Origin of the sequence: Spirabiliibacterium mucosae (assembly GCF_014884965.1) — a bacterium.
Lineage (GTDB): Bacteria > Pseudomonadota > Gammaproteobacteria > Enterobacterales > Pasteurellaceae > Spirabiliibacterium > Spirabiliibacterium mucosae.
Genome location: NZ_JABTBO010000031.1, coordinates 1 through 24,114 on the forward strand (window position 1 = coordinate 1; position 24,114 = coordinate 24,114).

The 24,114-nt window shown below is 51.6% G+C and carries 17 protein-coding genes, 2 tRNA genes and 1 pseudogene; 8 read left to right on the forward strand and 12 right to left on the reverse strand.

The window, feature by feature from the left end; translation table 11 throughout:
- Positions 1-25 precede the first annotated feature (25 nt).
- Positions 26-102, reverse strand: a tRNA-Val gene (locus HPC37_RS09750).
- A gap of 175 nt (positions 103-277) precedes the next feature.
- Here HPC37_RS09750 and gltX point away from each other — a divergent pair.
- The 3 genes from gltX (at position 278) to dcuC (ending at position 3,458) form a co-directional block, all read left to right on the forward strand.
- Positions 278-1,726: a glutamate--tRNA ligase gene (gltX, locus tag HPC37_RS09755; protein ID WP_208122934.1), complete on the forward strand. Its 1,449-nt coding sequence runs from the start codon at positions 278-280 to the stop codon at positions 1,724-1,726.
- A gap of 110 nt (positions 1,727-1,836) precedes the next feature.
- Positions 1,837-1,912: transfer RNA gene (locus HPC37_RS09760), tRNA-Ala, on the forward strand.
- 130 nt (positions 1,913-2,042) lie between these two features.
- Positions 2,043-3,458 carry an anaerobic C4-dicarboxylate transporter DcuC gene (gene dcuC, locus HPC37_RS09765; RefSeq protein WP_208122935.1) on the forward strand — a complete coding sequence of 472 codons (1,416 nt, stop codon included), beginning with the start codon at positions 2,043-2,045 and terminating at the stop codon, positions 3,456-3,458.
- Between the two features lie 156 nt (positions 3,459-3,614).
- Here dcuC and HPC37_RS09770 read toward each other — a convergent pair whose 3' ends face one another.
- The 3 genes and pseudogenes from HPC37_RS09770 to HPC37_RS09780 all read right to left on the reverse strand — a co-directional run bounded on the left by HPC37_RS09770 (position 3,615) and on the right by HPC37_RS09780 (position 6,031).
- The gene (locus tag HPC37_RS09770; RefSeq protein ID WP_208122936.1) at positions 3,615-4,715 is read right to left on the reverse strand and encodes an ATP-binding protein; all 1,101 of its coding nucleotides are present in this window, start codon (positions 4,713-4,715) and stop codon (positions 3,615-3,617) included.
- A 119-nt stretch (positions 4,716-4,834) separates the two neighbouring features.
- Entirely contained in the window at positions 4,835-5,473 is a 639-nt protein-coding gene (locus tag HPC37_RS09775; RefSeq protein ID WP_208122937.1) for a nitroreductase family protein, read from the reverse strand.
- Positions 5,474-5,552: 79 nt separating this feature from the next.
- Positions 5,553-6,031: pseudogene (locus HPC37_RS09780) on the reverse strand (Dps family protein).
- A gap of 203 nt (positions 6,032-6,234) precedes the next feature.
- Here HPC37_RS09780 and pgtP point away from each other — a divergent pair.
- Positions 6,235-7,575: a phosphoglycerate transporter protein PgtP gene (gene pgtP, locus HPC37_RS09785; protein ID WP_208122938.1), complete on the forward strand. Its 1,341-nt coding sequence runs from the start codon at positions 6,235-6,237 to the stop codon at positions 7,573-7,575.
- A gap of 67 nt (positions 7,576-7,642) precedes the next feature.
- Here the strand turns inward: pgtP and HPC37_RS09790 are convergent, their stop codons facing one another.
- The 8 genes from HPC37_RS09790 to fdhD all read right to left on the reverse strand — a co-directional run bounded on the left by HPC37_RS09790 (position 7,643) and on the right by fdhD (position 18,177).
- The gene (locus tag HPC37_RS09790; RefSeq protein WP_208122939.1) at positions 7,643-8,491 is read right to left on the reverse strand and encodes a class II glutamine amidotransferase; all 849 of its coding nucleotides are present in this window, start codon (positions 8,489-8,491) and stop codon (positions 7,643-7,645) included.
- Between the two features lie 165 nt (positions 8,492-8,656).
- Positions 8,657-10,003: an NADP-specific glutamate dehydrogenase gene (gene gdhA / locus HPC37_RS09795; protein WP_208122940.1), complete on the reverse strand. Its 1,347-nt coding sequence runs from the start codon at positions 10,001-10,003 to the stop codon at positions 8,657-8,659.
- Positions 10,004-10,126: 123 nt separating this feature from the next.
- Positions 10,127-11,593 carry a 4-hydroxy-3-polyprenylbenzoate decarboxylase gene (ubiD, locus tag HPC37_RS09800; protein ID WP_208122941.1) on the reverse strand — a complete coding sequence of 489 codons (1,467 nt, stop codon included), beginning with the start codon at positions 11,591-11,593 and terminating at the stop codon, positions 10,127-10,129.
- A gap of 9 nt (positions 11,594-11,602) precedes the next feature.
- Complete coding sequence (polA, locus tag HPC37_RS09805; RefSeq protein WP_208122942.1) at positions 11,603-14,374, reverse strand: DNA polymerase I; 2,772 nt, start codon at positions 14,372-14,374, stop codon at positions 11,603-11,605.
- A gap of 72 nt (positions 14,375-14,446) precedes the next feature.
- Positions 14,447-16,144 (reverse strand): alcohol dehydrogenase catalytic domain-containing protein, encoded by a 1,698-nt coding sequence (locus HPC37_RS09810; RefSeq protein ID WP_208122943.1) that lies wholly within the window; start codon positions 16,142-16,144, stop codon positions 14,447-14,449.
- Positions 16,145-16,215: 71 nt separating this feature from the next.
- Entirely contained in the window at positions 16,216-16,770 is a 555-nt protein-coding gene (locus tag HPC37_RS09815; protein WP_208122944.1) for a TetR/AcrR family transcriptional regulator, read from the reverse strand.
- Positions 16,771-16,852: 82 nt separating this feature from the next.
- Positions 16,853-17,368 (reverse strand): rhodanese-like domain-containing protein, encoded by a 516-nt coding sequence (locus HPC37_RS09820; RefSeq protein ID WP_208122945.1) that lies wholly within the window; start codon positions 17,366-17,368, stop codon positions 16,853-16,855.
- An 11-nt stretch (positions 17,369-17,379) separates the two neighbouring features.
- Positions 17,380-18,177: a formate dehydrogenase accessory sulfurtransferase FdhD gene (fdhD, locus tag HPC37_RS09825; RefSeq protein ID WP_208122946.1), complete on the reverse strand. Its 798-nt coding sequence runs from the start codon at positions 18,175-18,177 to the stop codon at positions 17,380-17,382.
- A 220-nt stretch (positions 18,178-18,397) separates the two neighbouring features.
- On the opposite strand from fdhD, the gene fdnG reads away from it, so the two are divergent.
- The 4 genes from fdnG to fdhE are packed head-to-tail and all read left to right on the forward strand — an operon-like array spanning position 18,398 to position 23,987.
- Positions 18,398-21,454 carry a formate dehydrogenase-N subunit alpha gene (gene fdnG, locus HPC37_RS09835; protein WP_235961729.1) on the forward strand — a complete coding sequence of 1,019 codons (3,057 nt, stop codon included), beginning with the start codon at positions 18,398-18,400 and terminating at the stop codon, positions 21,452-21,454.
- Position 21,455: 1 nt separating this feature from the next.
- Complete coding sequence (gene fdxH / locus HPC37_RS09840) at positions 21,456-22,370, forward strand: formate dehydrogenase subunit beta (protein WP_208122949.1); 915 nt, start codon at positions 21,456-21,458, stop codon at positions 22,368-22,370.
- Positions 22,371-22,372: 2 nt separating this feature from the next.
- Entirely contained in the window at positions 22,373-23,104 is a 732-nt protein-coding gene (locus HPC37_RS09845) for a formate dehydrogenase subunit gamma (protein WP_208122950.1), read from the forward strand.
- Positions 23,070-23,987, forward strand: coding sequence for a formate dehydrogenase accessory protein FdhE (gene fdhE / locus HPC37_RS09850; RefSeq protein WP_208122951.1), 918 nt, complete (start codon positions 23,070-23,072; stop codon positions 23,985-23,987). Before HPC37_RS09845 ends, fdhE begins: the two co-directional genes overlap by 35 nt.
- Positions 23,988-24,114 lie beyond the last annotated feature (127 nt).

Here is a 24,114-nt window from a genome sequence, read left to right on the forward strand (position 1 = left end):
GCGCAACAAGTAGTACTTAAAAAAGTGGTGGGTGATACCGGGCTCGAACCAGTGACCCCCCTCCTTGTAAGGGAGGTGCTCTCCCAACTGAGCTAATCACCCACTTGTTGTGAAGGTGCATTATAATTGACGTGGTATTTCAGTCAATGACTTTTTCCCTTTTTGTGCTCAACTGGCGCAAAAATAGCCACCAAAACGGATTTTTGCTATTCATCACCGCCGCATACGAGTACAATACGGCATAATTTGCTTAACGAATCGAATTTAAGGCTACACTATGGAAATGAAACCCCTTTTCCCGCTTGACAGCAACGTCAAAATCCGCACCCGCTTTGCCCCGAGCCCAACTGGCTACCTGCACGTGGGCGGCGCGCGCACCGCACTTTACTCTTGGCTTTATGCCCGCCACAACCAAGGCGAATTTGTACTGCGCATTGAAGACACCGACCTTGAGCGCTCCACGCAAGAAGCGACAAATGCAATTTTAGACAGTATGGCCTGGCTGGGGCTGAATTGGGAACATGGGCCTTATTACCAAACCAAGCGCTTTGACCGCTACAACGACGTGATCGACCAAATGCTCGAACAAGGCTTGGCGTATCGCTGCTACTGCTCAAAAGAGCGCCTTGAGGAACTGCGCGAGCGCCAAGAAGCGAATAAAGAAAAACCGCGCTACGACCGCCACTGCCTGCATGCGCACGGTGAGCACAGCATTGACGAGCCGCACGTGGTGCGTTTTAAAAACCCGCAAGAGGGCTCGGTGGTGTTTGACGACGCCATCCGTGGGCGGATTGAAATCAGCAACAGCGAGCTCGATGACCTCATCATCCGCCGCAGTGACGGCTCGCCGACCTACAATTTCTGCGTGGTGATTGATGACTGGGATATGGGCATCACTCACGTGGTGCGTGGGGAAGATCACATCAACAACACGCCGCGCCAAATTAACATTCTCAAAGCCCTCGGCGCGCCGATTCCGGTTTATGCCCACGTATCGATGATTTTAGGCGACGACAACAAAAAGCTCTCTAAACGCCACGGCGCGGTGAGCGTGATGGAATACCGCGACGAAGGCATTTTGCCGCAGGCCTTGATCAACTACCTCGTGCGCCTGGGCTGGGGCCATGGCGATCAAGAAATTTTCAGTTTAGAGGAGATGATCAAGCTCTTTGATCTCCATTCCGTCAGCCGCTCGGCTAGCGCGTTTAACACCGAAAAACTCAAGTGGCTCAACCACCACTACATTCGTGAAATGCCGGCTGAACAAGTGGCCGAGGCCCTTGCCTGGCAAATGCAGCACCACAACATCGACACCACTCATGGCCCGGCATTAACCACCATTGTGGCGATGCTCGGCGAGCGCTGCCAAACGCTTAAAGAGATGGCCCTTGCCAGCCGCTATTTTTATCAAGATTTCGATCACTACGACGAAGCAGCCGATAAAAAGCACTTCAAAGCCAGCGCCATCGCGCCATTGAAATTAGTGCTTGAAAAGCTGACCGCACTTTCAACCTGGCAAGCGGAGCCTATCCACCACGCGATTGAGCAAACCGCCACGGAGCTGGAGCTCGGCATGGGCAAAGTCGGCATGCCACTGCGCGTGGCCGCCACCGGTGCGGGGCAATCGCCATCATTGGATGTGACACTTGAGGCCATCGGGCGCGAACGCACCCTAGCACGCCTGGCGCGCGCGATCGATTATCTTGAACAAAAATTTGCCGAATAGTATCAATTTTAGGCAGTTAAACAAAAATCACGCGCAATTTTGCAAAAGTGATTGACAGATAAAAGTGCGGTCATTAATATAACCGCACTTTCTAGTTGAAAGCACCTTTTGGGGATATAGCTCAGTTGGGAGAGCGCTTGCATGGCATGCAAGAGGTCGTCGGTTCGATCCCGTCTATCTCCACCAAAATTCCTTTTTCTTGATTCCCTCTTCTCGCAAAACATCGCCTAAACCGCACTTTTATGCAATCTGTTCTTTTATTTTGCACCCGTTGTGTTTAATATTACGCCCATGTTTAATCTAATGGGAGTATTGTATGGAAACGTTTAATTTTGCCGGGCTTGGGTTCGGCGCGCTGGCCATTGCGGCGGTGGGTTACTTTATTATCAAAGGCTACAACGCCAAAGGGGTGCTGCTCACGGTGGGCGTCTTTCTCTTGATTGCAGCTGGGTTTTTAGGCCACTCGCCAATCAAAGAGCCAAGCGGCATGTTCTTTGTCGATATCAGCGATTATATCTACACCCTGATGGAAAAACGCGGCGGCGGTTTGGGCCTGCTGATTATGACGTTGATCGGGTTTTCGGTCTATATGTCGCATATCGGCGCTAACGATGCTGTTGTGCGGATTTTGTACAAACCGCTGCACAAAGTGCGGTCGCCTTATATTCTGATGATCGGCGGCTTTATCATCGGCTCGTTGATGTCTTTTGCCATCTCCTCGGCCACCGCACTTGGGGTGTTTTTAATGGCAACGCTCTTCCCGGTGATGGTCGGCCTTGGCATCAGCGTGCCAAGTGCTGCCGCCGTTTGCGCCACCACCTTGATTGTTAACCTCTCCCCAGCATCAGCGGAAGTGATCGCCTCGGCGGAAAATGCCAAGGTGTTGTTGACCGATTTTGTGTTCAAAACCGCGGTGCCAATGGGCTTGTTTGTTGTGATTTGTGTCGCCGTGGCGCACTTTTTCTGGCAGCGTTACTGTGACAAAAAAGAGGGCTTGGTCATCACCGCCGCCGACGGCGAAGTCGTCCCAGCCGACCCAATGGCGCACTTAAGTGATGCCCCGTGGTATTACAGCCTGTTGCCGTTTTTGCCTATCGTTGGGCTGCTGGTCTTCACTGGCAAAGAAATCCACCTCGGCTCACTTGCCTTCACCTTGCCTGCCATGTCATTGGGCAGCTTGGTGGTTTTAACCTTGATTATTGCCGCCGTGATTGAATTTATCCGCAAAAGAAGCGCAGAGGTTGTCTACACTGGGCTGGAAAAATGCTATGAAGGCATGGCAGAAGCGTTCAGCGCGGTGGTCATGCTGTTGGTGGCAGCGGGCGTCTTCGCAGAAGGGCTCTCGCAAGTGGGCTTTGTCTCTGCTTTGATTGATGCCACCCGTCAAATGGACGGTGCGTCGCTGGTGATGATGCTGACCATGGTGTTCTTAACTCTGCTGATCGCCATTGCCTCCGGCTCTGGCAGCGCGGCGTTCTTCGCGTTTGTGGAAATTGCACCTCGCTTAGCCGACCACTTAGGCATCAACCCTGTCTATTTGATTGCGCCAATGATGCAAGCCTCCTCCACCGGTCGGGCGATGTCGCCTGTGGCGGGCGTGATTGTGGCGGTGTCCGGTAGTGCGAAAATCTCCCCAATGTTGCTGGTCAAACGCACCTCAGTGCCAATGCTGGTGGCAACCGCGGCGATTATCGCCTACACCTTAGTTGCCATCCCACTGCATACCGCCTAACGCCATCCCCCCTCGGCCGCAAAACACAAAGTGCGGTCGTGGGAACAAAAAAATTATACACGCTGAGTATAATTATACATCGCATGTATAATTTTGTATAATTTTCGTAACACATTGAAAAGGCAAGCATTGCTTGCCTTTTTCTTCAACCGCACTTTAAGGTTTCGCTTCGTTAATGAGGGTGTTTTTCAACCAAGCGTGAAAGTGGGAATCACCAATTTTGAAGGTGTTATCTCCCCCTTTTGTGATTAAATCTGCCCGCGTGAGCTTGCGCACCTGCCCTTGAATTTGGCTGCTACTAATACTATCCACGCCCAATTTTTCAGCAAAGCGCTGACGCACATCATGGGTGTATAATCGCGAATTGCCATGAAAAATATGTAAAATGATCTGTTGCTCGAGCGCGTTGAGCTCACGCCACTGCACGCTATAATCCGTCCGCTCGTTTAACTCTTCCACCCGCCGTGCCAGCGCTTGCTCAAATGGCAAGGTTGGATTGACAATCATGTCTTGAATAATGGAGCGCATATACAGTGGGATTGACCCCAGCTGCTCTTTAAATGTGTTGTATAACGTCGTTTTATCCAATTCACGCCCTGTTCGTGCGTGGTAAACGTTCGCCAAAAAGTCGGTAAACGATTTGTCCAGCATGGGGAAGTCCATCGGATGCGCAAAATGAAAAAATGGCGCTTTATTGTCATTAAACATCGCGCGCAATCCATTGGTGCTAGAGCCGGTGAAAATCACTTTAATTTTTTGCTGATTTGTATCAAGGCCTGTACGCAGCGATTTGATTAAGCCCTCTGTGCTAGGCTCACGCGCCAACTCTTGCACTTCATCAAGCAGTAATAGCGTTGGCTTTTTGCTCTCTTTGGCAATGAGGTTGAGCAGCTGGCTGACATGCGGTGTGTTATCAACCGCACTTTTATCTTTGCCAATGCCCACGCCAAGCACAGATACGGAGGTGATATTTTTCACCGTTTGAGCAATCACGCCATCAAGCTCAATCGCAAAGGCCTGCAAAGCCTGTGTGAAACGCACACTCAGCTCGCCTGCTTGGTTATCCATAAAACTGAAATAAAAGACATTGAACCCCATTGCCTTGGCCTGCGGCTGTACGTCATTGAGCAAAAATTGTGTTTTGCCCATCCGCCTTGGCGCAAACAGCGTGATAGCATGCGTGATGCCTTCTTTAAGATTAAGCAGTAACCCTTTGGCCAACTGCTCTCGTTTAAAATACAAAGGATCGCTGTACATGTTCACCTCTTTTATACAAAATTATACACGCTGAGTATAATTATACATCGCGTTTATAATTTTGTATAATTTTTCATAACACATTGAAAAGGCAAGCATTGCTTGCCTTTTTGTGTGGGTTATTTGATGACGGTGACCATTTCGTCGCGCTGGCGGCGGACCTGTTTCATCGGGGCGAGCCAGTCGTTTTCCTCGTCAGCGTAGCCGATGTAGATCAGCGATACGCTTTTCAGGCCCTTTTCGCGCAGGTTTAACGCTTCATCAAGCACTTGGCTGTCAAAGCCCTCAATCGGGGTGGTGGCCACGCGCAGTTCGGCGGCTTGCGCGAGTGCCAGCCCCATGGCGATGTAGGTTTGGTGCGCAGCGTGGTTGAAGTTTTCAGCTTGACTGTGGCGAGCGACTTTTTGCTTGAGCATGGTGGTGTAGCGCCCAAAGCGGCCGCGGGGCAGGCCGCGCTCGTCTGTGATGCGGTCATACATGTCATCAATGCGCTGCTCGGTGTAGTTGTCCCACGCGGCAAACACCAACACATGGGAGCAGTTGCGCATGCACTCAGGGTTAAGTGCGGTTTCGCTCAATTTGTCTTTCAGCGTTTGATTTTCGATCACGATCATTTCAAACGGCTGTAAGCCCGATGAGGTTGGTGCCAAGCGCGCAGCTTCAATGATTTTATCCACGCTGTCTTGTGGCACTTTTTTATTCGGAATATACGCCTTCACCGCATGCCGCCAGTGTAAGTTTTCAATTAATGTTGCCATACGCGCTCCTTTATTTGGTGTTTTAGCCATCATAACAAAAAAGCCGAACAATGTCGGCTTTTATTACAATGAGATGTTATTATGCGTTGCAGCTTTCGCACGCTGCGCTGTACATCCAAATTAATTTTCTTGCTCGGTAATGTAGTCACTCATTTGTGAGGCGGTGCCCTCATCACCCACATCGCTGGCGGTTTCTAAAATCGCACGTTGTTTGCTCAACAGCGCTTTGAAGCCCTCTAATGTGCCTTGCAAGCAGTCTTTTGCGCTTGACACACCAGTGTGCTCTTTGATGTCAGCGATTTTCAAATATTCGCTAAAGGCGTTGCTTGGGCGATAGCCAAGTGTTAAAATACGCTCTGCGATTTCGTCCACTTTAATCACTAAATCATCATATACTTCTTCAAATTTGGCATGTAATTCAAAAAAGTTGATGCCGCGAATATTCCAGTGATAACCACGCACATTCATATAAAAAATTTGATAATCAGCCAACAGTTCATTTAATTCTTTGGCCAGTTTTTCAGATTGTTTTTTATCTAAACCAATTTGTGTTTTCATTTCAGACTCCTTATTTTTGTTTACGTGTTCTATTATAAAGCGTGACAAAAAATAAGCAAATTGAGTAAAAGTATGCCTGAGATAGGCACAGCCTATCAACCATAGAATTTTCGTAAAGAAACAAATTGATTTTCTTTCGCACTTTGCCTATCATAACCGCCCTAAATCTGTATATTTTATACTCTTTAACTCTGGAGGGCTTTATGTTTGCCTTTTTAAAAGCGTCGCCACCTGCGCCACGCATCGAAAACCCGCAACAAATTGATCGCGACTATAAGCGCTTGCGCTGGCAGGTGTTCTTTGGTGTGTTTATTGGCTATGCGGCTTATTATTTGATTCGTAAGAACTTTTCCCTTGCTATACCGCACTTGATTGAGCAATACGGCTACACCAAAGCGCAGCTGGGTACCGTCTCTTTTGCGCTCGCCATTGCTTATGGTTTCAGTAAGTTCATCATGGGTAACGTCTCTGACCGCTCAAACCCGAAATATTTCATCTCTATCGGCTTGGTGGCCTCGGCCTTGGTGAGCATGATCTTCGGCCTTGTGCCAGGCGTGTTGGCCTCTCTGCCAGCGATGGTGGCCTTGAGTGCGCTCAACGGCTGGTTCCAAGGCATGGGCTACCCACCAGGTGCGAAGACCATGACCAACTGGTTTTCCACCTCGGAGCGTGGCTCATGGTGGAGCTGGTGGAACATCTCCCACAACCTCGGTGGCGGGCTGATTGGGCCGTTAGCCATTCTTGGCGTGTATCTCTTCGGCGCTTGGCAAGCATTGTTCTACCTGCCAGCGACCATTGCCGTGCTGCTGAGTGTGATTATGTTCTTTTTAATGCGCGACACGCCAGAGTCTGAAGGCTTGCCGCCAATTGAAGAATACAAAGGCGAAGCCACAGGTGAGAAAGTGGAATCAGCCCACACGATAACCGGGCGCGATATTTTCTTTAAATATATCCTCACCAATAAATTTTTGTGGGCGATCACCATTGCCAATATTTTTGTCTATTTCATTCGTTATGGCATCATCGACTGGGCGCCGACTTACCTCAAAGAAGTGAAACACTTTTCTTTCGACAAACAAAGTTGGGCCTATTTCTTGTATGAATACGCGGGCATCCCAGGCATGTTGGTCAGTGGCTATTTGAGTGATAAAGTCTTTAAAGGCCACCGCGCACCGCCGATGTTGTTGTTCCTTGTCGGCGTGTTGATTGCCATTATTATTTATTGGAAAAACCCAGCGGGCAACCCAGCTGTGGATAACGCCTGCTTGATCGCCATCGGCTTTTTGATCTACGGCCCGGTGATGATGATTGGCCTGCAAGCCGCCGACCTTGTGCCAAAAGTGGCCACCGGCACCGCCACGGGCTTGACAGGCTTGTTTGGCTATTTAATTGGTTCGGCCAGCGCCGGCACCGTGCTGGGCGCATTGGTGGATAATTTTGGCTGGGACGGCGGGTTCTATGCCTTAATTTCTTCATGCTTCTTGGCCTTTGGCTTCATCGCCTTGACCTTGTTTAAGAAAACCAGCAAGCAATTAGCCAAATAATCGTTTTCGGCACAAACAAAAACCGCACTTATGTGTTATAAAGTGCGGTTTTTTTATTGGGTTAAATTTAAGCCACTTTGAGCGGTTTGCAGTCCGCGGCGGTGATACGCATCGCTTCAATTTCTTCAGGCGTGAAAGTGCGCCCAGGCTCGTTGAATAACAAGCCGCCCTCTTTGAAAAACGCAAAGCCGTGTTTGCCCATGCGTGTCCACTGCTCGTCTTTGGTGAGCGGATAGGTGGAGATGATCACAACGCGGTCATCAGGCTTGGCATATTGGCTGAAATCAATCACTTCGTCGTCGTCAATGCGGCAGGCTTTGCCAAACGGCGCTTTGCGGCAGATGTAGTGCAAATTGGTGGAGCAATGCGCCAGCATCCACTGCCCGTTAGAGAGAATGTAGTTAAAGGTGCCGCGGCTGGAGAGCTCGGGCGTGATTTCTTGCATAAACTCAAAAATTTCTTGCTCGCTTGGCTTGCTGGCAAAGCGGTTTTTGATGCAATCCACAATATAGCAAAAAGCCGCTTCCGAATCGGTGGTGCCGATCGGGTGGCAGTGGCTGCGTTCAAGCTCAGGCAAGGTTTCCAAGTTGCCGTTGTGGGCAAAGACCCAGTTTTCGCCAAACACTTCGCGGATAAACGGGTGGGTGTTTTCCAGGCTAACAGTGCCGCGGGTTGCTTTGCGAATATGCGCGATCACATTGTAGGATTTGATGTGGTATTGCTTCACCAAATCGGCCACGGGTGACGACGCACCTGGGCGATCGTCGCGAAAAATGCGCACGCCTTTGCCTTCAAAAAAGGCGATACCAAAGCCATCATTGTGCTGATCGGTCACGCCCGCGCGGCGGCGGAAGCCTTCGAATGAAAAAACAATGTCGGTGGGGCTATTGCAGTTCATCCCCAAAAGTTGACACATAGTGTTGCTGTCCTTGCTAATTTTTTTGTGGTTGAAATTAAATTGACGCCTATTATACGCTTTTTTTACCAATACAAAATAGAGGGCTTTCAAATTCTTGACCGCACTTTGGGTATAAAAAAGCCAGAGCGAACTCTGGCTTTACACACCTAAAGTGCGGTTGGCTTAGCACACACCTTGTGCCAGCATCGCATCAGCCACTTTCACAAAGCCGCCGATGTTGGCGCCGATCACGTAATTGATCGAGCCGTCTGCTTGTTTGCCGTATTTTTCACACACCGCGTGGATATCCAGCATGATTTCATGCAATTTGGCGTCCACTTCTTCACGTGTCCAGCTCAGCCGTTGGGCGTTTTGCGACATTTCAAGGCCAGAGGTTGCCACCCCGCCTGCGTTCGCCGCTTTACCAGGGCCGAAAGCCACGCCGGCGGCAATCAACTCGTCGGTCGCTTCAATGGTGGTTGGCATGTTCGCGCCCTCTGCCACCAGTTGCACGCCGTTGGCGATCAAGGTTTTGGCATCTTCAAGGCCGAGTTCGTTTTGGGTGGCGCATGGCAGCGCGATGTCGACTTTCACGCCCCACGGTTTTTCACCTTCGCGGAATTCAAGGCCGAATTTTTCGGCGTATTCTTTCACGCGGCCATATTTTTCGTTTTTGATTTCCATCAACGCGGCCAGTTTCTCACTGGTGAAGCCCTTTGGGTCCACCACGGTACCTTGGGAGTCAGAGCAGGTCACCACTTTGGCGCCAAGTTCTAAGCATTTTTCAATCGCGTATTGCGCCACGTTGCCTGAACCTGAAACCGACACCACTTTGCCATCAAAGCTGTCGCCTTTGTGTTTGAGCATCGCTTGGGCAAAATACACCAAGCCGTAGCCTGTTGCCTCAGGGCGAATCAAGCTGCCGCCAAAGCTCAAGCCTTTGCCGGTGAACACACAGGCGCTGTTGTTGGTGATTTTTTTCATCATGCCGGTGATATAGCCAATTTCACGGCCACCCACGCCGATGTCGCCGGCTGGCACGTCAGTGTCTGGCCCCACGTGGCGATAGAGTTCGGTGACCAGCGCTTGGCAAAAACGCATGATTTCGCCATCACTTTTGCCTTTCGGGTCAAAGTCAGAGCCGCCTTTGCCGCCGCCCATTGGCAAGGTGGTCAAGGCATTTTTGAACACTTGCTCAAAGCCTAAGAATTTCAAAATCGACAAGTTCACAGACGGGTGAAAACGCAAGCCACCTTTAAACGGGCCAATGGCGTTGTTAAATTGCACGCGGAAGGCGCGGTTGACTTGCACTTGGCCTTTGTCATCAACCCATGGCACACGGAATTGAATCGCGCGCTCTGGCTCACAAATGCGCTCAAGCAAGGCTTGGGAGTGGTATTTTGGATTTTTTTCAATAAACGGCCAAAGTGATGTTAGCACTTCACGCGCGGCTTGCAAAAATTCAGGTTGGTTTGGGTCACGTTGCTCTAAGCGGGCGAGAAAGTCGTCTAAGCTTGGTAAACTGCTCATATTGTACCTCTGTTTTGATGATGTTGTGTTGTGTGTTGTTTTATTATTTTAAGTTTGGCCTAAAAGTGTGCTTTTAGGCCTTAAACATAACGCAAAAACTTGTGCTTGTAAACTATATTTTTTCTAAAAAATTCCTAATTTATCCCATAGTTCATCTATTTTTTTCACCACTTCTTTATCTTTTACGATAGGAATCCCCCATTCTCTTGTAGTTTCACCCTGCCACTTGTTGGTGGCATCAATGCCCATTTTCGAGCCCAAGCCCGCCACGGGTGAGGCAAAATCAAGGTAATCAATCGGCGTGTGCTCCACCAGTGTGACATCGCGCGCGGGGTCACTGCGGGTGGTGATCGCCCAAATCACGTCTTTCCAATCCCGCACGTTGACATCATCATCACACACAATCACATACTTGGTGTACATAAACTGGCGCAAAAACGACCACACGCCGAGCATGATCCGCTTGGCATGGCCGGGGTATTGCTTTTTAATCGTCACCACCGCCAAGCGGTACGAGCAGCCCTCAGGCGGCAAATAAAAATCCACAATTTCAGGGAATTGCTTTTGCAAAATCGGCACAAACACCTCATTGAGCGCCTCGCCAAGCACCGCGGGCTCATCGGGTGGGCGGCCGGTGTAGGTGGAGTGATAAATCGGCTTTTCCCGCATGGTGATGTGGCTGACGGTAAACACAGGGAAATAATCCTGCTCGTTATAATACCCTGTGTGATCGCCATAAGGGCCCTCAAGTGCGGTTTCCTCTGGGTCGATGTAGCCCTCAAGCACAATCTCGGCACTGGCTGGGATTTCAATGTCGTTAGAAAGGGATTTGACCACCTCGGTTTTATTGCCGCGCAAAAGCCCCGCAAAGGCGTATTCCGAGAGCGTGTCTGGCACCGGCGTGACCGCACCCAAAATGGTGGCCGGGTCGGCACCCAGCACCACCGAGAGCGGGAAGGGCTCGCCTGGGTGTGCTTCTTTCCATTCTTGAAAATCGAGCGCGCCACCACGGTGAGAGAGCCAGCGCATAATCAGTTTGTTTTTGCCTATCAATTGCTGGCGATAAATCCCCAAATTTTGCCGCTTTTTATACGGCCCCTTGGTCACCGTCAGCCCCCAGGTCACCAAAGGCGCCACATCGCCTGGCCAGCAGTGCATAATTGGCAGTTTGTACAAATCCACCTCGTCACCTTGCCAGACAATTTGCTGACACGGCGCTTTGCCCAGCACTTTGGTCGGCATATTCAGCACTTGCTTAAAGTGCGGTAATTTTTGGATAAAATCTTTAAAGCCTTTTGGCGGCTCAGGCTCTTTTAAAAACGCCAGCAATTTGCCCACATCGCGCAGGGCGCTCACCTCTTCTTGCCCCATGCCGAGCGCCACCCGCTTGGCGGTGCCAAACAAGTTGCACAACACAGGAATGTCAGACCCAACCGGGTTTTCAAACAATAACGCCGGCCCGCCTGCACGCAAAGTGCGGTCGGCAATTTCGGTCATTTCCAAATGCGGGTCAATCGGCAAGCTGATGCGCTTGAGCTCGCCGCGCTGTTCTAACAAATCTAAAAAGTCACGCAAATTTTTATATTTCATCACTCACCTTTAATGTGCTTCGTCCCAGTTGTCACCCACGCCCACCTCGGCAATCAGCGGCACATTGAGCGTGACCACACTTTCCATTTTCGCTTTAATCCGCGCACACCAACTTTCCACTTGTGCCTCGGCCACTTCAAACACCAATTCATCGTGCACTTGCATAATCATTTTGATCTCACTGCGGCCTTGAATCTCTTGGTCGATGGCCAGCATCGCTTTTTTAATGATATCCGCCGCGGTGCCTTGCATTGGTGCGTTGATCGCCACCCGCTCGGCGGCTTTGCGGCGCATGCCGTTGCTCGATTGAATCTCAGGCAGATAGAGCCGCCGGCCAAACAGCGTTTCCACATAGCCCTGCGCGCGGGCTTTTTCTTGAATGTCGCTCATAAAGCGCTGCACGCCGGGGTAGCGTTTGAAATAGAGGTCGATATAATCCTGCGCTTGGTTGCGCTCAATGCCAAGCTGGCGCGCCAGCCCAAAGGCACTCATGCCATAAATCAAGCCAAAGTTGATCGCTTTGGCGCTGCGGCGCTGCTCGTGGGTCACCGCCTCAAGGCTGACGCCAAAAATCTCGGCTGCGGTGGCGCGGTGAATGTCTTTGCCGCTGGCAAAAGCCTCGCACAGGCCTTTGTCACCTGAGAGATGCGCCATAATCCGCAGCTCAATTTGTGAGTAGTCCGCCGCCACAATGCGCTTGCCACTTTCGGCAATAAACGCTTGGCGAATGCGCCGCCCCTCTTGGGTGCGAATCGGGATATTTTGCAAATTTGGGTCACTCGACGACAGCCGACCGGTGATGGTCACCGCTTGGTGATAAGAGGTGTGTACGCGGCCAGTGTCAGGGTCCACCATTTGCGGCAGCTTGTCGGTGTAGGTCGATTTGAGCTTGGCCAGCCCGCGGTGCTCCAGCAGCAAGCGTGGCAGTTCGTAGTCCAGCGCCAACTCTTCGAGCACTTCTTCATTGGTGCTCGGCGCGCCTTTCGGCGTTTTCTTCAACACCGGCAGGCCGAGTTTGTCGAACAAAATGCCTTGCAATTGTTTGGTGGAGGCCAAATTAAACGGCTCGCCGGCAATCTCATGCGCAGCAGTTTCCAGCTCTGCCAAGCGGGCAGTGATTTCTTGGCTTTGTTGTGAGAGCAAATCACAATCGAGCTTCACGCCGTTGCGCTCAATGCGTGAGAGCACCAGCGCCAGCGGCATTTCCATCTCTTCAAACAGCGCTTTAAGGCTGTCGGTTCTCTCCAACTGCGGCCACAGCACTTGGTGGAGTTTCATGGTCACATCGGCGTCTTCGGCGGCGTATTCGGCCGCTTTGTCAAGCTCGATTTGGTCAAAAGTCAGCTGCCCTTTGCCTTTGCCAGCAATCGCCTCAAAGGCGATGGTGTCATGCCCCAAATGGCGCTTGGCCAGCTCATCCATATTGTGCCGGCCGGTGCTGTCAAGGGTGTAGGATTCCAACATGGTGTCAAACTGCACACCTTGCAGCACAATGCCGTAGCGGCTGAAAATGGTGTAATCGTATTTGATGTTCTGCCCGACTTTGGCAATCTTGGCGTTTTCCAAAATCGGTTTCAGTTGGGCTAAAGTGCGGTCAAAATCGAGCTGCTCGGGCGCGCCGAGGTAGTGATGCGCCAGCGGCAAATAGGCTGCGTCACCATTTTCCAACGCAAAAGAAATGCCGACAATGCGCGCTTGCATGTAATCAAGCGAGGTGGTTTCCAGGTCAACGGCAAACAGCGCCGCGTTACTCAATTTGGCCAACCAGTCGTCCAACTGCTCAGGGGTAAAAATGGTGCTATAGCGGCTGCGGTCAATAGCCACCTTGACCGCACTTTCACTTTTTGCGCCTTCACTGTGGCCTTTGGCGGCGGCGCTGTCTTTGAGCGGCTTGCGCTCGCCGATGAGTTCGTTGAGCCAGCGCTTGAATTCATAGCGGCCAAACGCCTCCACCAAGCCGTCGTCGTTGCGTGATTGCATCACCAATTGGTCGTATAAAATCGGCAGCTCAACATCGGTTTTAATGGTCGCCAGTTGATAAGAGAGGTCCGCCAGTGTTTTGGCCTCGTCAAGCTTGGCGCCGAGGGTTTTGGCACCGCGCACCGACAGGCTCGCCACCGCATCTAAATTGGCGTAGATTTTCTCCATCGAGCCAATGCCTTGCAACAGCGCCAGTGCGGTCTTCTCGCCTACGCCTGGCACGCCTGGGATGTTGTCTGAGCTGTCGCCACGCAGCGCGAGGTAGTCAATCATCAGCTCCGGCGGGATGCCGTATTTCTCCTCCACGCCAGTGCGGTCAAGCAGCGTGTTGGTCATGGTGTTGATCAACATAATATTGTCGTCCACCAGCTGGGCCATGTCTTTGTCGCCGGTGCTGATCAGCACCTTTTGACCGCACTTTGACGCTTGCAGCGCGAGCGTGCCAATCACATCATCGGCCTCCACGCCATCGACCACCAACAGCGGGATGCCAAGGTGTTTGATCATCTCATGCAGTGGCGCAATTTGCGCGCGCAAGTCGCTTGGCATCGGCGGGCGGTGGGATTTATATTGGGCGTAGAGCTCGTCGCGGAAGGTTTTGCCTTTGGCGTCAAACACCACGGCGATGTATTTCGGCTTGGCCTGGGCAATCAGGCTTTTGAGCATATTCAGCACGCCATACATCGCCCCCGTTGGCTCGCCAAGCGAGTTGGTCAAGGGCGGGAAGGCGTGAAACGCGCGATAAAGATAAGACGACCCGTCCACCAACACGAACGGGTTTTCAGCAATTTTGGCACTCATGGGCACTCTCAAAGTCGTTCAACATTGCCAACTATCCTAAAGGATTTTGCCCTGTGAGTACAGATGAAAGCATCACGCTGCCAGAGCCGCCACCAAATGTTGAGCGGTTTTATGCGCCGATTGTGGATTTTGCCCCGTGATGATGCGCCCATCGGTGATGGCGTGCGCGGTAAAGGGAAACCGCTGACGGTAGTGCGCACCTGCGGCTTTCAAGCTGTTTTGCGTTAAAAATGGTACGGCATGAAAAGTGCGGTTGAGCCGCTCCTCCCAGTTGCTAAAGCCAGTGACAGTGCGCCCACGGAGTAACGGCTCACCCTTTGCGTTGTGTAAAAAGGGTAAAATCACCACGCCATGACACACCGCCGCAATTATGCCACCTTGGTTATAAATCGCCTCAGCCACACAAATCAAGCCTCTATGGTGCGGGAAATCCCACATCACGCCATGACCGCCAGCAAAGTAGATCGCAACATAATCGCGTGGATTGACCGCACTTATCGGCAAACTTTGTGCCAAAGCTTGCGTGCAAAAAGTGCGGTCATTCAAATAAGCCCAATCCGTAGCGTTGGCATATCGCAGGCTATGGGGATCAATCGGCACATAGCCCCCTTGTGGGCTGGCGTAATCAATCTCATAACCTGCTGCTTCAAGCACAGCTGCAGCATGGGTTGCCTCCCCCAACCACAAGCCCGTGGCACGACGGATGGTGGCGTATTGCGTAGTATTGGTCAATACAAATAAAATTTTGGCCACAGGCCCTCCTGTTGACAAAGCGCGGTTTACGGTTTTAATAATACTTTGCCTGTTTACCTTTTCTTGGCTAGCAAGGCAGGCATTTTTGACGTCACTGAGTGAGAAAATAGCCTGTGTCGTCAAGCGAATAATGCCAGATTGTAAGTAACCAAACAGCGCTTTGATCGCCTGTTGTTTTTCACTAACACTCAACGCTCGCGCGGCTTGACTCCCCCAAAAGCCACGCACCGTGATGCCACGAAAGATCAAATCAGCACTTGAAAGCGCCATCGGCTCGGCACTTGCCGTGCCAAATGACAATAACGTGCCACCATCAGCGAGCAGCGCGCTTAACTCAAGGCTGCTTTGCCCACCCACACTGTCAATCGCTGCAACAATTGGCTCACCTTGTGTGATGGCGCGCGCCTTTTCTGGCCAATTTGCCTCATCGGTTGCAAGTGGATGCAAAATGCCATCGGCGAGAAGCTCAGCAACCGCACTTTGGCGACGCACTAAGCTTAACACATGAATGCCTTGCGCTTGCGCAATTCTTGCCACTGTACGTCCAATCATGCCAGTGCCGGCGTTAAGTGCCAGCCACTGCCTTGGCTTTACATTCAGCTGTTTAAGCACCAATAAGCTACTCATCGGCATCGACAACACCTGCGCAGCCATTTCATCACTGATGGCATCGCTCAGCGGAACAGCCAGCGCCGCGGGGATATTAAACCGCTCAGCCCATGTGCCTTGCGCCCCAGCCACGGCAATACGCTGCCCCACATGAAGATGGCTGACGCCCTCACCTAAGGCCACCACCACGCCTGATGCTTCACTGCCTGCCACCGCGGGCAAGTGCGGTCGCCAACCATAAAGTCCACGCACCGTCCACAGATCGTGATGGTGAATGCTCGCATAACGCAACTCAATTTGTACCTCGCCTGCACTCGGCGGCAGTATAGGCTGACTTTGATAATGTAGCACATTTTCAGGTTCACCAAATTGTTGATGCACCACGGCATAGGTTTGATTTTTCATCATAATATATTCCTTTGCATAGACCGATCGTCTAGTTAAATAGCTAAAAAAACCCGCAACCGCACTTTGCGAATTTAGGGTACTAAAAGTTGTTGAGCCTGTGCGTAGGCAAGGTCAAACACCTGATCATTTTGTGTGATGCGATAAGCCAAACTTGCTCCCAGCCACAGACAATACAGGGTTTGGGCGCACGCTTGGGCTTGTTCATCGGGCATATCAAGTGCTTGGGCGAGGCGAGCCGTGATGTGTGACGCGCCCGTGTTAAGTACCTTGCGCAGATCATCAGACATGCCCGCAAGCTCCGCACTGAGTTTCACCACCAAACAGCCACCGCCGTGGATTTCACGCGCTCGCCAAGCATCTAAATAGCTCAACACGCGCTCTCGCCCACCTTGCTCGCCCAAAATAGCGTGCATGCGCGCCAAATAGCGATGAAAATAGTGCGATAAAATCGCTTGAGCGAATGCCACTTTGGAATCAAAATAGTAATAAAACGACCCCTTCGGCACACCAGCTTGCGAGAGGATCTCGGCCAGCCCTACGCCTGAAAAGCCCTTTTTTTGTAGCACTTCAATCCCAACATCAAGCAGATGCTCACGGGTGTCTAGGGTATTATTTTGTCGACTCATAATACAAGGCTACACCCAATTAGACCAATCGTCTAGTTATTTTAATAAAAAACCGCACTTTAAGCCAAAGTGCGGTCAGGGGTTATTTATTCCACGGCATTTTTTGCAGCAACATCGCCATGCCACACCAGCCGGTGGCGCCGGCGAAAATCAGCCCGCAGCCGATCAACAGCGTGAGCACCGAAAAGCCGTGGGCACCAGCAAGGCTCAAGAGCGAAAAGAGCGCCACTAGGCTGCCGGCGGCCAGTTGCACTTGGCGCATAATCGGCAACTTTTTGCTGTTTGAGGTTGAAATCAGCGGCAGGCCAGCTTGTTGCCAGGCTTCAATGCCGCCTTCGAGGTTGTAAAGCTCAATATGCGGGAAGTTTTGCTCAATGATGGCGCAGCCCTTTTCGCCGCGTTTGCCCTTTTGGCATTGCACCACCACCTTGCGCCCAGCCGGCACGTGGGCGAGGGAGTGCTCCAGTTGCGACAGCGGCAATGAGCGCGCTTGAGGGATGTGGGCGCTGGCGTATTCGTTTGGCTCACGCACATCAATGAGCACCACGTTGGCGTCGTCAAGCCATTGGCTAAGCGTTGTTGCACTAACAGTTTGCATAGTTGCTCCTTTTATTGCTGTAAACGTTGCGTATCATGATAAATTACCGCACGTCCTGTGCGCGCAAATCCAACTAGGGTGAAATGATATTGTTCGGCTAATTGCACGGCATACTCGGTGGCGGCAGAAATCGCAATCAGCATTTCAATGCCGCAGGCCACGCATTTTTGCACCATTTCGTAGCTCGCGCGGCTCGACACCAGCACAAAGCCTGGCGGCTGACCGCACTTGGCATGCCAGCCGAGCAGTTTGTCCAGCGCCACATGGCGGCCGACATCTTCACGAATGGCCAGCAGCGTGCCGTCAGGCGCGATAAAGGCCGCGGCGTGGGTGGCACCGCACTTTTCTGCCAGCACTTGCTGATGGTGCATAGTATTGAGTATCGCATCTAATTGCGATAAAGAAAAGGTGATTTTTTGCTCAACGGGTTTGAGCTCGCGGCTGACTTGATTGAGCTGCTCCACCCCGCACAGCCCACAGCCGGTGCGGCCGGTGAGGGTGCGGCGTTTGTCTTTCAGCGCTACAAAGCAGCGGGTGGCAATTTCAAGCTGCACCTCAATGCCGTTGCACTGCTCGACCACATCAATGCCGTAGACCGCACTTTTGTTATCCACAATGCCTTCAGCCAGCGAAAAGCCCAGCGCAAAATCCGCCAAATCTTGCGGGGTACACATCATCACGGTGTGCGCAATGCCGTTGTACACCAGCGCCACGGGCACCTCATTGGCCAAAAAATCGCGCTTGCGTTCGCGCGCAGCGGTGGGTTTGGTTTGGTAACGAATTACATAACGCTCAGATAAACTCTGCACACGCGGCTCCTTGAGGGTGACGAGGATCAAATTTTTAACAAAAGTAAAGGCCTATTGTAACCCATAATGGGTGTTATTGCATAAATTGCGTTAAAATATTGCACGCAGGCTTGATCAAGAGTACCATTGAGCCGATATTGCATTTTTACAATTTCGTTACAAATGCAAATACGAATGATTACTTAACACTCTCTACATCCCACAACCTTAAGGAGTTCTTATGCAACTGAGCAGAAGAAAGTTCTTTAAAGTCTGTGCAGGTGGTATGGCTGGGACAACCGCAGCCGCATTAGGCTTTGCGCCCGCCACCGCGTTGGCGGCACCACGCGCTTATAAACTCTTGCGCGCGCGTGAAACCCGCAACACTTGTACATACTGCGCTGTAGGCTGCGGCATGCTGCTTTACAGCTTGGGCGATGGCTCTAAAAACGCCCGCGAAAAATTAATTCACATTGAAGGTGACCCAGACCATCCGGTCAGCCGCGGCGCATTGTGCCCGAAAGGCGCGGGCGCGTTGGATTACGTCAATAGCGAACGCCGTATGCTCTTTCCTGAATACCGCGCGCCGGGTTCAAAAGAGTGGCAACGCATCAGCTGGCACGATGCCTTAACGCGCATTGCCCGCTTGATGAAAGACGACCGCGATGCCAACTACATCGCCACCAACGCAGAAGGCACCCCTGTCAACCGTTGGTTAACCACCGGTATGCTAATGGCCTCGGCCGCCAGTAACGAAACTGGCCTGTTGAGCCAAAAATGGGCACGCTCTTTAGGGCTTATCTCCATTAACAACCAAGCGAGTATCTGACACGGACCAACGGTAGCAAGTCTTGCTCCATCATTTGGTCGCGGTGCGATGACAAATCACTGGTGTGATATTGCCAACTCAGATATGATTATCGTGATGGGTGGTAATGCCGCTGAAGCTCACCCTGTTGGCTTCCGCTGGGTAATCGAAGCGAAAAAACGTCGTGGCACAAAACTGTTTGTGATTGACCCGCGTTTCAATCGTACAGCCTCGGTTTCCGATTTTTATTCTCCAATTCGTTCCGGTACGGACATCACGTTCCTCTCTGGGGTGATTCGCTATTTGCTTGAAAACGATAAAATTCAGCACGAATACGTGCGTGAATACACCAATGCGAGTTTCCTGGTTGATGAGGGCTTTGGCTTCTCTGATGGCTTGTTCACCGGCTACGATGAATCAACCCGCAAATATGATAAATCCACCTGGAATTATCAATTTGACGAACAAGGGTACGCCAAACAAGACAAAACCCTGCAACACCCACGCTGCGTGTTAAATCTGTTGAAAGAACACGTCTCGCGCTACACCCCTGAAATGGTGGAACGCATTTGTGGTGTGAAACAAAAAGACTTCCTCTATTTCTGTCAAGAGTTGGCAAAATGCTCGGCGCCGGATAAAAACGCCACCATTTTGTACGCCTTGGGCTGGACGCAGCACTCTGTGGGCTCACAAAACATCCGCACCATGGCAATTATTCAGCTCTTGCTCGGCGACATCGGCGTGGCCGGTGGTGGCATCAACGCCTTGCGTGGCCACTCCAACGTGCAAGGCATCACCGACATGGGCTTGTTCCCACACATGATGCCAGGCTATATGCCGTTGCCGACAGACAAAGACACCAGTTTAGAAAAATTCCTTGAGCGGATCACACCGAAAAACACCCGCCCTGATCAAGTGAATTACTGGAAAAACACGCCAAAATTCTATATCAGTATGCTCAAAGCCTTCTTTGGCGACAACGCAACGCCTGAAAATGAATTTGGCTTCCATTACTTGCCGAAAATCGACAACACTTACGACCAATTTATGTATGTCGACATGATGAACGAAGGCAAAGTGAATGGTTACCTCTGCCAAGGGTTCAACCCAATTGCCTCATTCCCGAACAAAGCTAAAGTGCGGTCGGCCTTGAGCAAGTTGAAATTCTTGGTGATCATGGACCCATTAAAAACCGATACATCAGACTTCTGGCAAAACTTTGGGGAATACAACGACGTCAACCCTGAAGAGATTCAAACTGAAGTCTTCCGCCTGCCAACCACCTGCTTTGTGGAAGAGGACGGCTCAATTGCCAACTCTGGCCGCTGGCTGCAATGGCACTGGAAAGGCGCCGATAAACCTGAAGAGGCGAAAACCGATAACGAAATTTTATCGGAATTGCGCGAATTGTTTATCGAGATGTATGAAAAAGAAGGCGGCCCAGGCTTTGAGCAAATTAAAGCCTACAGCTGGAACTATCGCAACCCGCTGGAACCAACCGCTGAAGAGCTGGCCAAAGAAAACAACGGCTTTGCCCTTGAAGACATCAAAGATGCCGACGGCAATGTGCTGGTGAAAAAAGGCCAATTGCTGCCAAGCTTTGGGCTGCTGCGCGATGACGGCACCACCAGTGCAGGTAACTGGATTTACACTGGCCAATGGACAGAGCAAGGCAATATGATGGCGCGACGCGACAACGCGGACCCATCAGGCCTTGGCATCACGCTTGGCTGGGCTTTTGCATGGCCATTGAACCGCCGCACCATCTACAACCGCGCCTCCGCGGATGTGGACGGCAAACCGTGGGATCCAAAACGTCAACTCGTTAAATGGAACGGCAAAAACTGGAACTACAACGACGTGGCCGACTACGGCACCGCGCCTCCAGGCAGCAGCGTGACACCGTTTATCATGCAGCCTGAAGGGGTTGGCCGGCTGTTTGCCATCAACAAGATGGTTGAAGGCCCGTTCCCAGAGCACTATGAGCCGTTTGAAACACCAATTGGCACCAACCCGCTGCACCCGAATGTGGTGCAAAACCCGTGTGCCCGCGTGTTGCCTAATGATAAAGATTCATTCGGTAAAGCCGATGAGTTCCCATATGTGGCAACGACTTATCGTTTAACTGAGCACTTCCACTACTGGACCAAAAATGTGCTGTTGAACGTGATTGCCCAACCTGAGCAATTCATCGAAATGGGTGAAGCGTTGGCGAAAGAAAAAGGCATCAACAACGGTGATACCGTGAAAGTGTTCTCCAAACGCGGCTACGTCAAAGCCGTGGCGGTGGTCACTAAACGGATCAAAGAGCTGCAGGTGGACGGCAAAACTGTACACACCATTGGTGTGCCAATCCACTGGGGCTTCTCATCGTTGGGTAAAAAAGGCTTTTTTGCCAACAACTTGACACCACCGGTGGGCGATGCCGATACACAAACACCAGAGTTTAAAACCTTCTTGGTGAACATTGAAAAAGTAACGGAGGCTTAATATGGCAGTTCAAACTCAAAATATTATTAAAGCATCCGCGACATCTAGCCTAACACCGGCGCCGCACTCACGCGATTTTGTGGCTGAAGTGGCCAAATTGATTGACGTGACCGCGTGTATCGGGTGTAAGGCTTGCCAAGTGGCGTGTTCTGAATGGAATGACATTCGTGACACCCCAGGAAAATGTATCGGCAGCTACGACAACCCAATTGATCTCACCGCCAAATCTTGGACGGTGATGAAGTTCAACGAGGTGGAAGAAAACGGCCGCCTTGAGTGGTTGATCCGCAAAGAAGGCTGCATGCACTGTTCGGACCCAGGCTGTTTGAAAGCCTGCCCGTCGCCGGGGGCGATTATCCAATACGCCAACGGGATTGTGGATTTCCAATCCGATAAGTGCATCGGCTGTGGTTATTGCATTTCAGGCTGCCCGTTCAACGTGCCGCGCATCAACAACGAAGACAATCGTGCCTACAAATGCACCTTGTGTTCAGACCGCGTGCAAGTCGGCCAAGAGCCAGCCTGTGCCAAAACTTGCCCAACCGGGGCAATCCACTTTGGCAGCAAGCAAGCGATGCTTGAATATGCCGAAACCCGCGTGGCGGATTTGAAAAACCGTGGCTACGAACACGCCGGCGTCTACAACCCAGAGGGTGTGGGCGGCACACACGTGATGTATGTGCTCCACCACGCCGACCGCCCAGAGCTTTATGCCAATCTGCCAAAAGATCCAAGCATCAGCCCTGTGGTCAGCTTGTGGAAAGGCATCTTGAAACCGTTGTCTGGCATGGCGATGGGGGCGTTGGCCTTGGCGTCGGCCGCGCACTACATTGCGCTTGGCCCGAACACCGAGTACGAAGACGAAGAAGAGCCGCTTGATCCACACGACGACAACCACCACGGTAAGGAGGAATAATTATGGTAGATTTAAACACTAAAGTGCTTCGCCATAATGTGAAAGAACGCCTAAGCCACTGGTTGTTGGTGCTGTGCTTCTTTATGACCGCACTTTCAGGTTTATCCTTTTTCTTTGCGGATTTTGCCTGGATTGCAGAGATTCTCGGCACGCCACAGCTGGCGCGTATTGTCCACCCCTTCACGGGGATTGTGATGATCCTCGCGTTTAGTATTTTGGCAAAACACTACTGGCGCGATAACCTGATCGAAAAAGGTGACTGGCAGTGGCTGCTCAACGTGGTGGAAGTGCTCAAAGGCAACGAGCACCACGTCGCCGACGTTGGCCACTACAACATGGGGCAAAAACTGCTGTTTTGGACGCTGATCATGGCGTTGACCATTTTGCTGGTCACCGGCTTCATCATGTGGCGCCCGTATTTTGCTCACAACTTCCCAATCCCGGTCATTCGTGTGGCCTTGTTGCTGCACGCGGTGAGTGCCATTGCCTTGATTTTGGGCATTATGGTGCACATCTACATGGCCATTTGGGTGCGCGGGTCTATCCGTAGCATGGTGGAAGGTTGGGTGACCGCACGCTGGGCGAAAAAACACCACCCGCGTTGGTATCGCAACGAGATTTTGCCAAAACTCGAAGAGATGGAACGCAACCAAGGTCAGAAAGACACTATCGTTCAAGTTCATAAGGAAACTGTCGTTAATGAGCACTCGCATACTACCCGAGAGCGAGATTAAGCAAGCGGCGGGGGAGATGTATACCCCGCCTTTACTTTTTGCTAATCCGAAAAACCTCTACCAACGCCGCGCGGCGCGCCTTCGCCAACTCAGCGAAAGCCACCCGTTGCAGGCGTATTTGCGCTTTTGTGCCGCACTGGCCGACGCGCAACTGGCGGTGTTGACCGAGCACCCAATTGCGCAAGACGCTCGCCTTGCCACGCTTGCCGAAAGCGAAGAGTGGCCACACAAGCCGCTGGAGGCCACACGCTTTGAACGCGACGCGGTGTGGATCACGCTGCTACACGCGCTGTTAGCCAAGGTGAAAAACGATGCCAACGACACCATTTTGGGCACCATTGAGTGGCTTGAAAAAGCCTCAAGCAATGAGCTCAATGCACTGGCGGATACGTTGTTGCAAGAGGGCTATTTGCCGGAGCAAAGCGATAAGGCGTTTTTCTTGTGGGCGGCGTTGTCGCTCTATTGGGTGCAATTGGTGCAGCAGCTGCCACGGCGCAAGCACAGTGAGATTGGCGAGCAGCGTCAAACCTGCCCTGTGTGTGGCGCGATGCCGGTTGCGAGCTCAATTCATATTGGTGAATCTCAAGGGGCGCGTTATCTTCACTGTGGGCTGTGCGAGAGCGAGTGGCATATGGTGCGCGCGCTGTGCAGTAACTGTGAGTCGGGCAAGTCGTTGAACTATTGGTCTATCGGCGGTGAGAACTCGGCAGTGAAGGCGGAGAGTTGCGATGAGTGTCACAGTTATTTGAAGGTGATGTATCAGGATAAGGATGTGGATGTTGAGGCGATTGCGGATGATTTGGCCAGTCTTTTTCTCGATGATGAGTTGGAGCAAAAAGGCTACGCGAAGAGTTCGATTAATCCGTTGTTGTTCCCAGCCTGATGCATTGCTTTGTTGAACGAAACCCTGCCGTTGGCGGGGTTTTTTGTTTATGTGCTGGCGCTCAGCGCGCGCGTTCATAACTCTGTCACCACGGATAAATTCTAGCCATAAAAAACACCTTGTATTG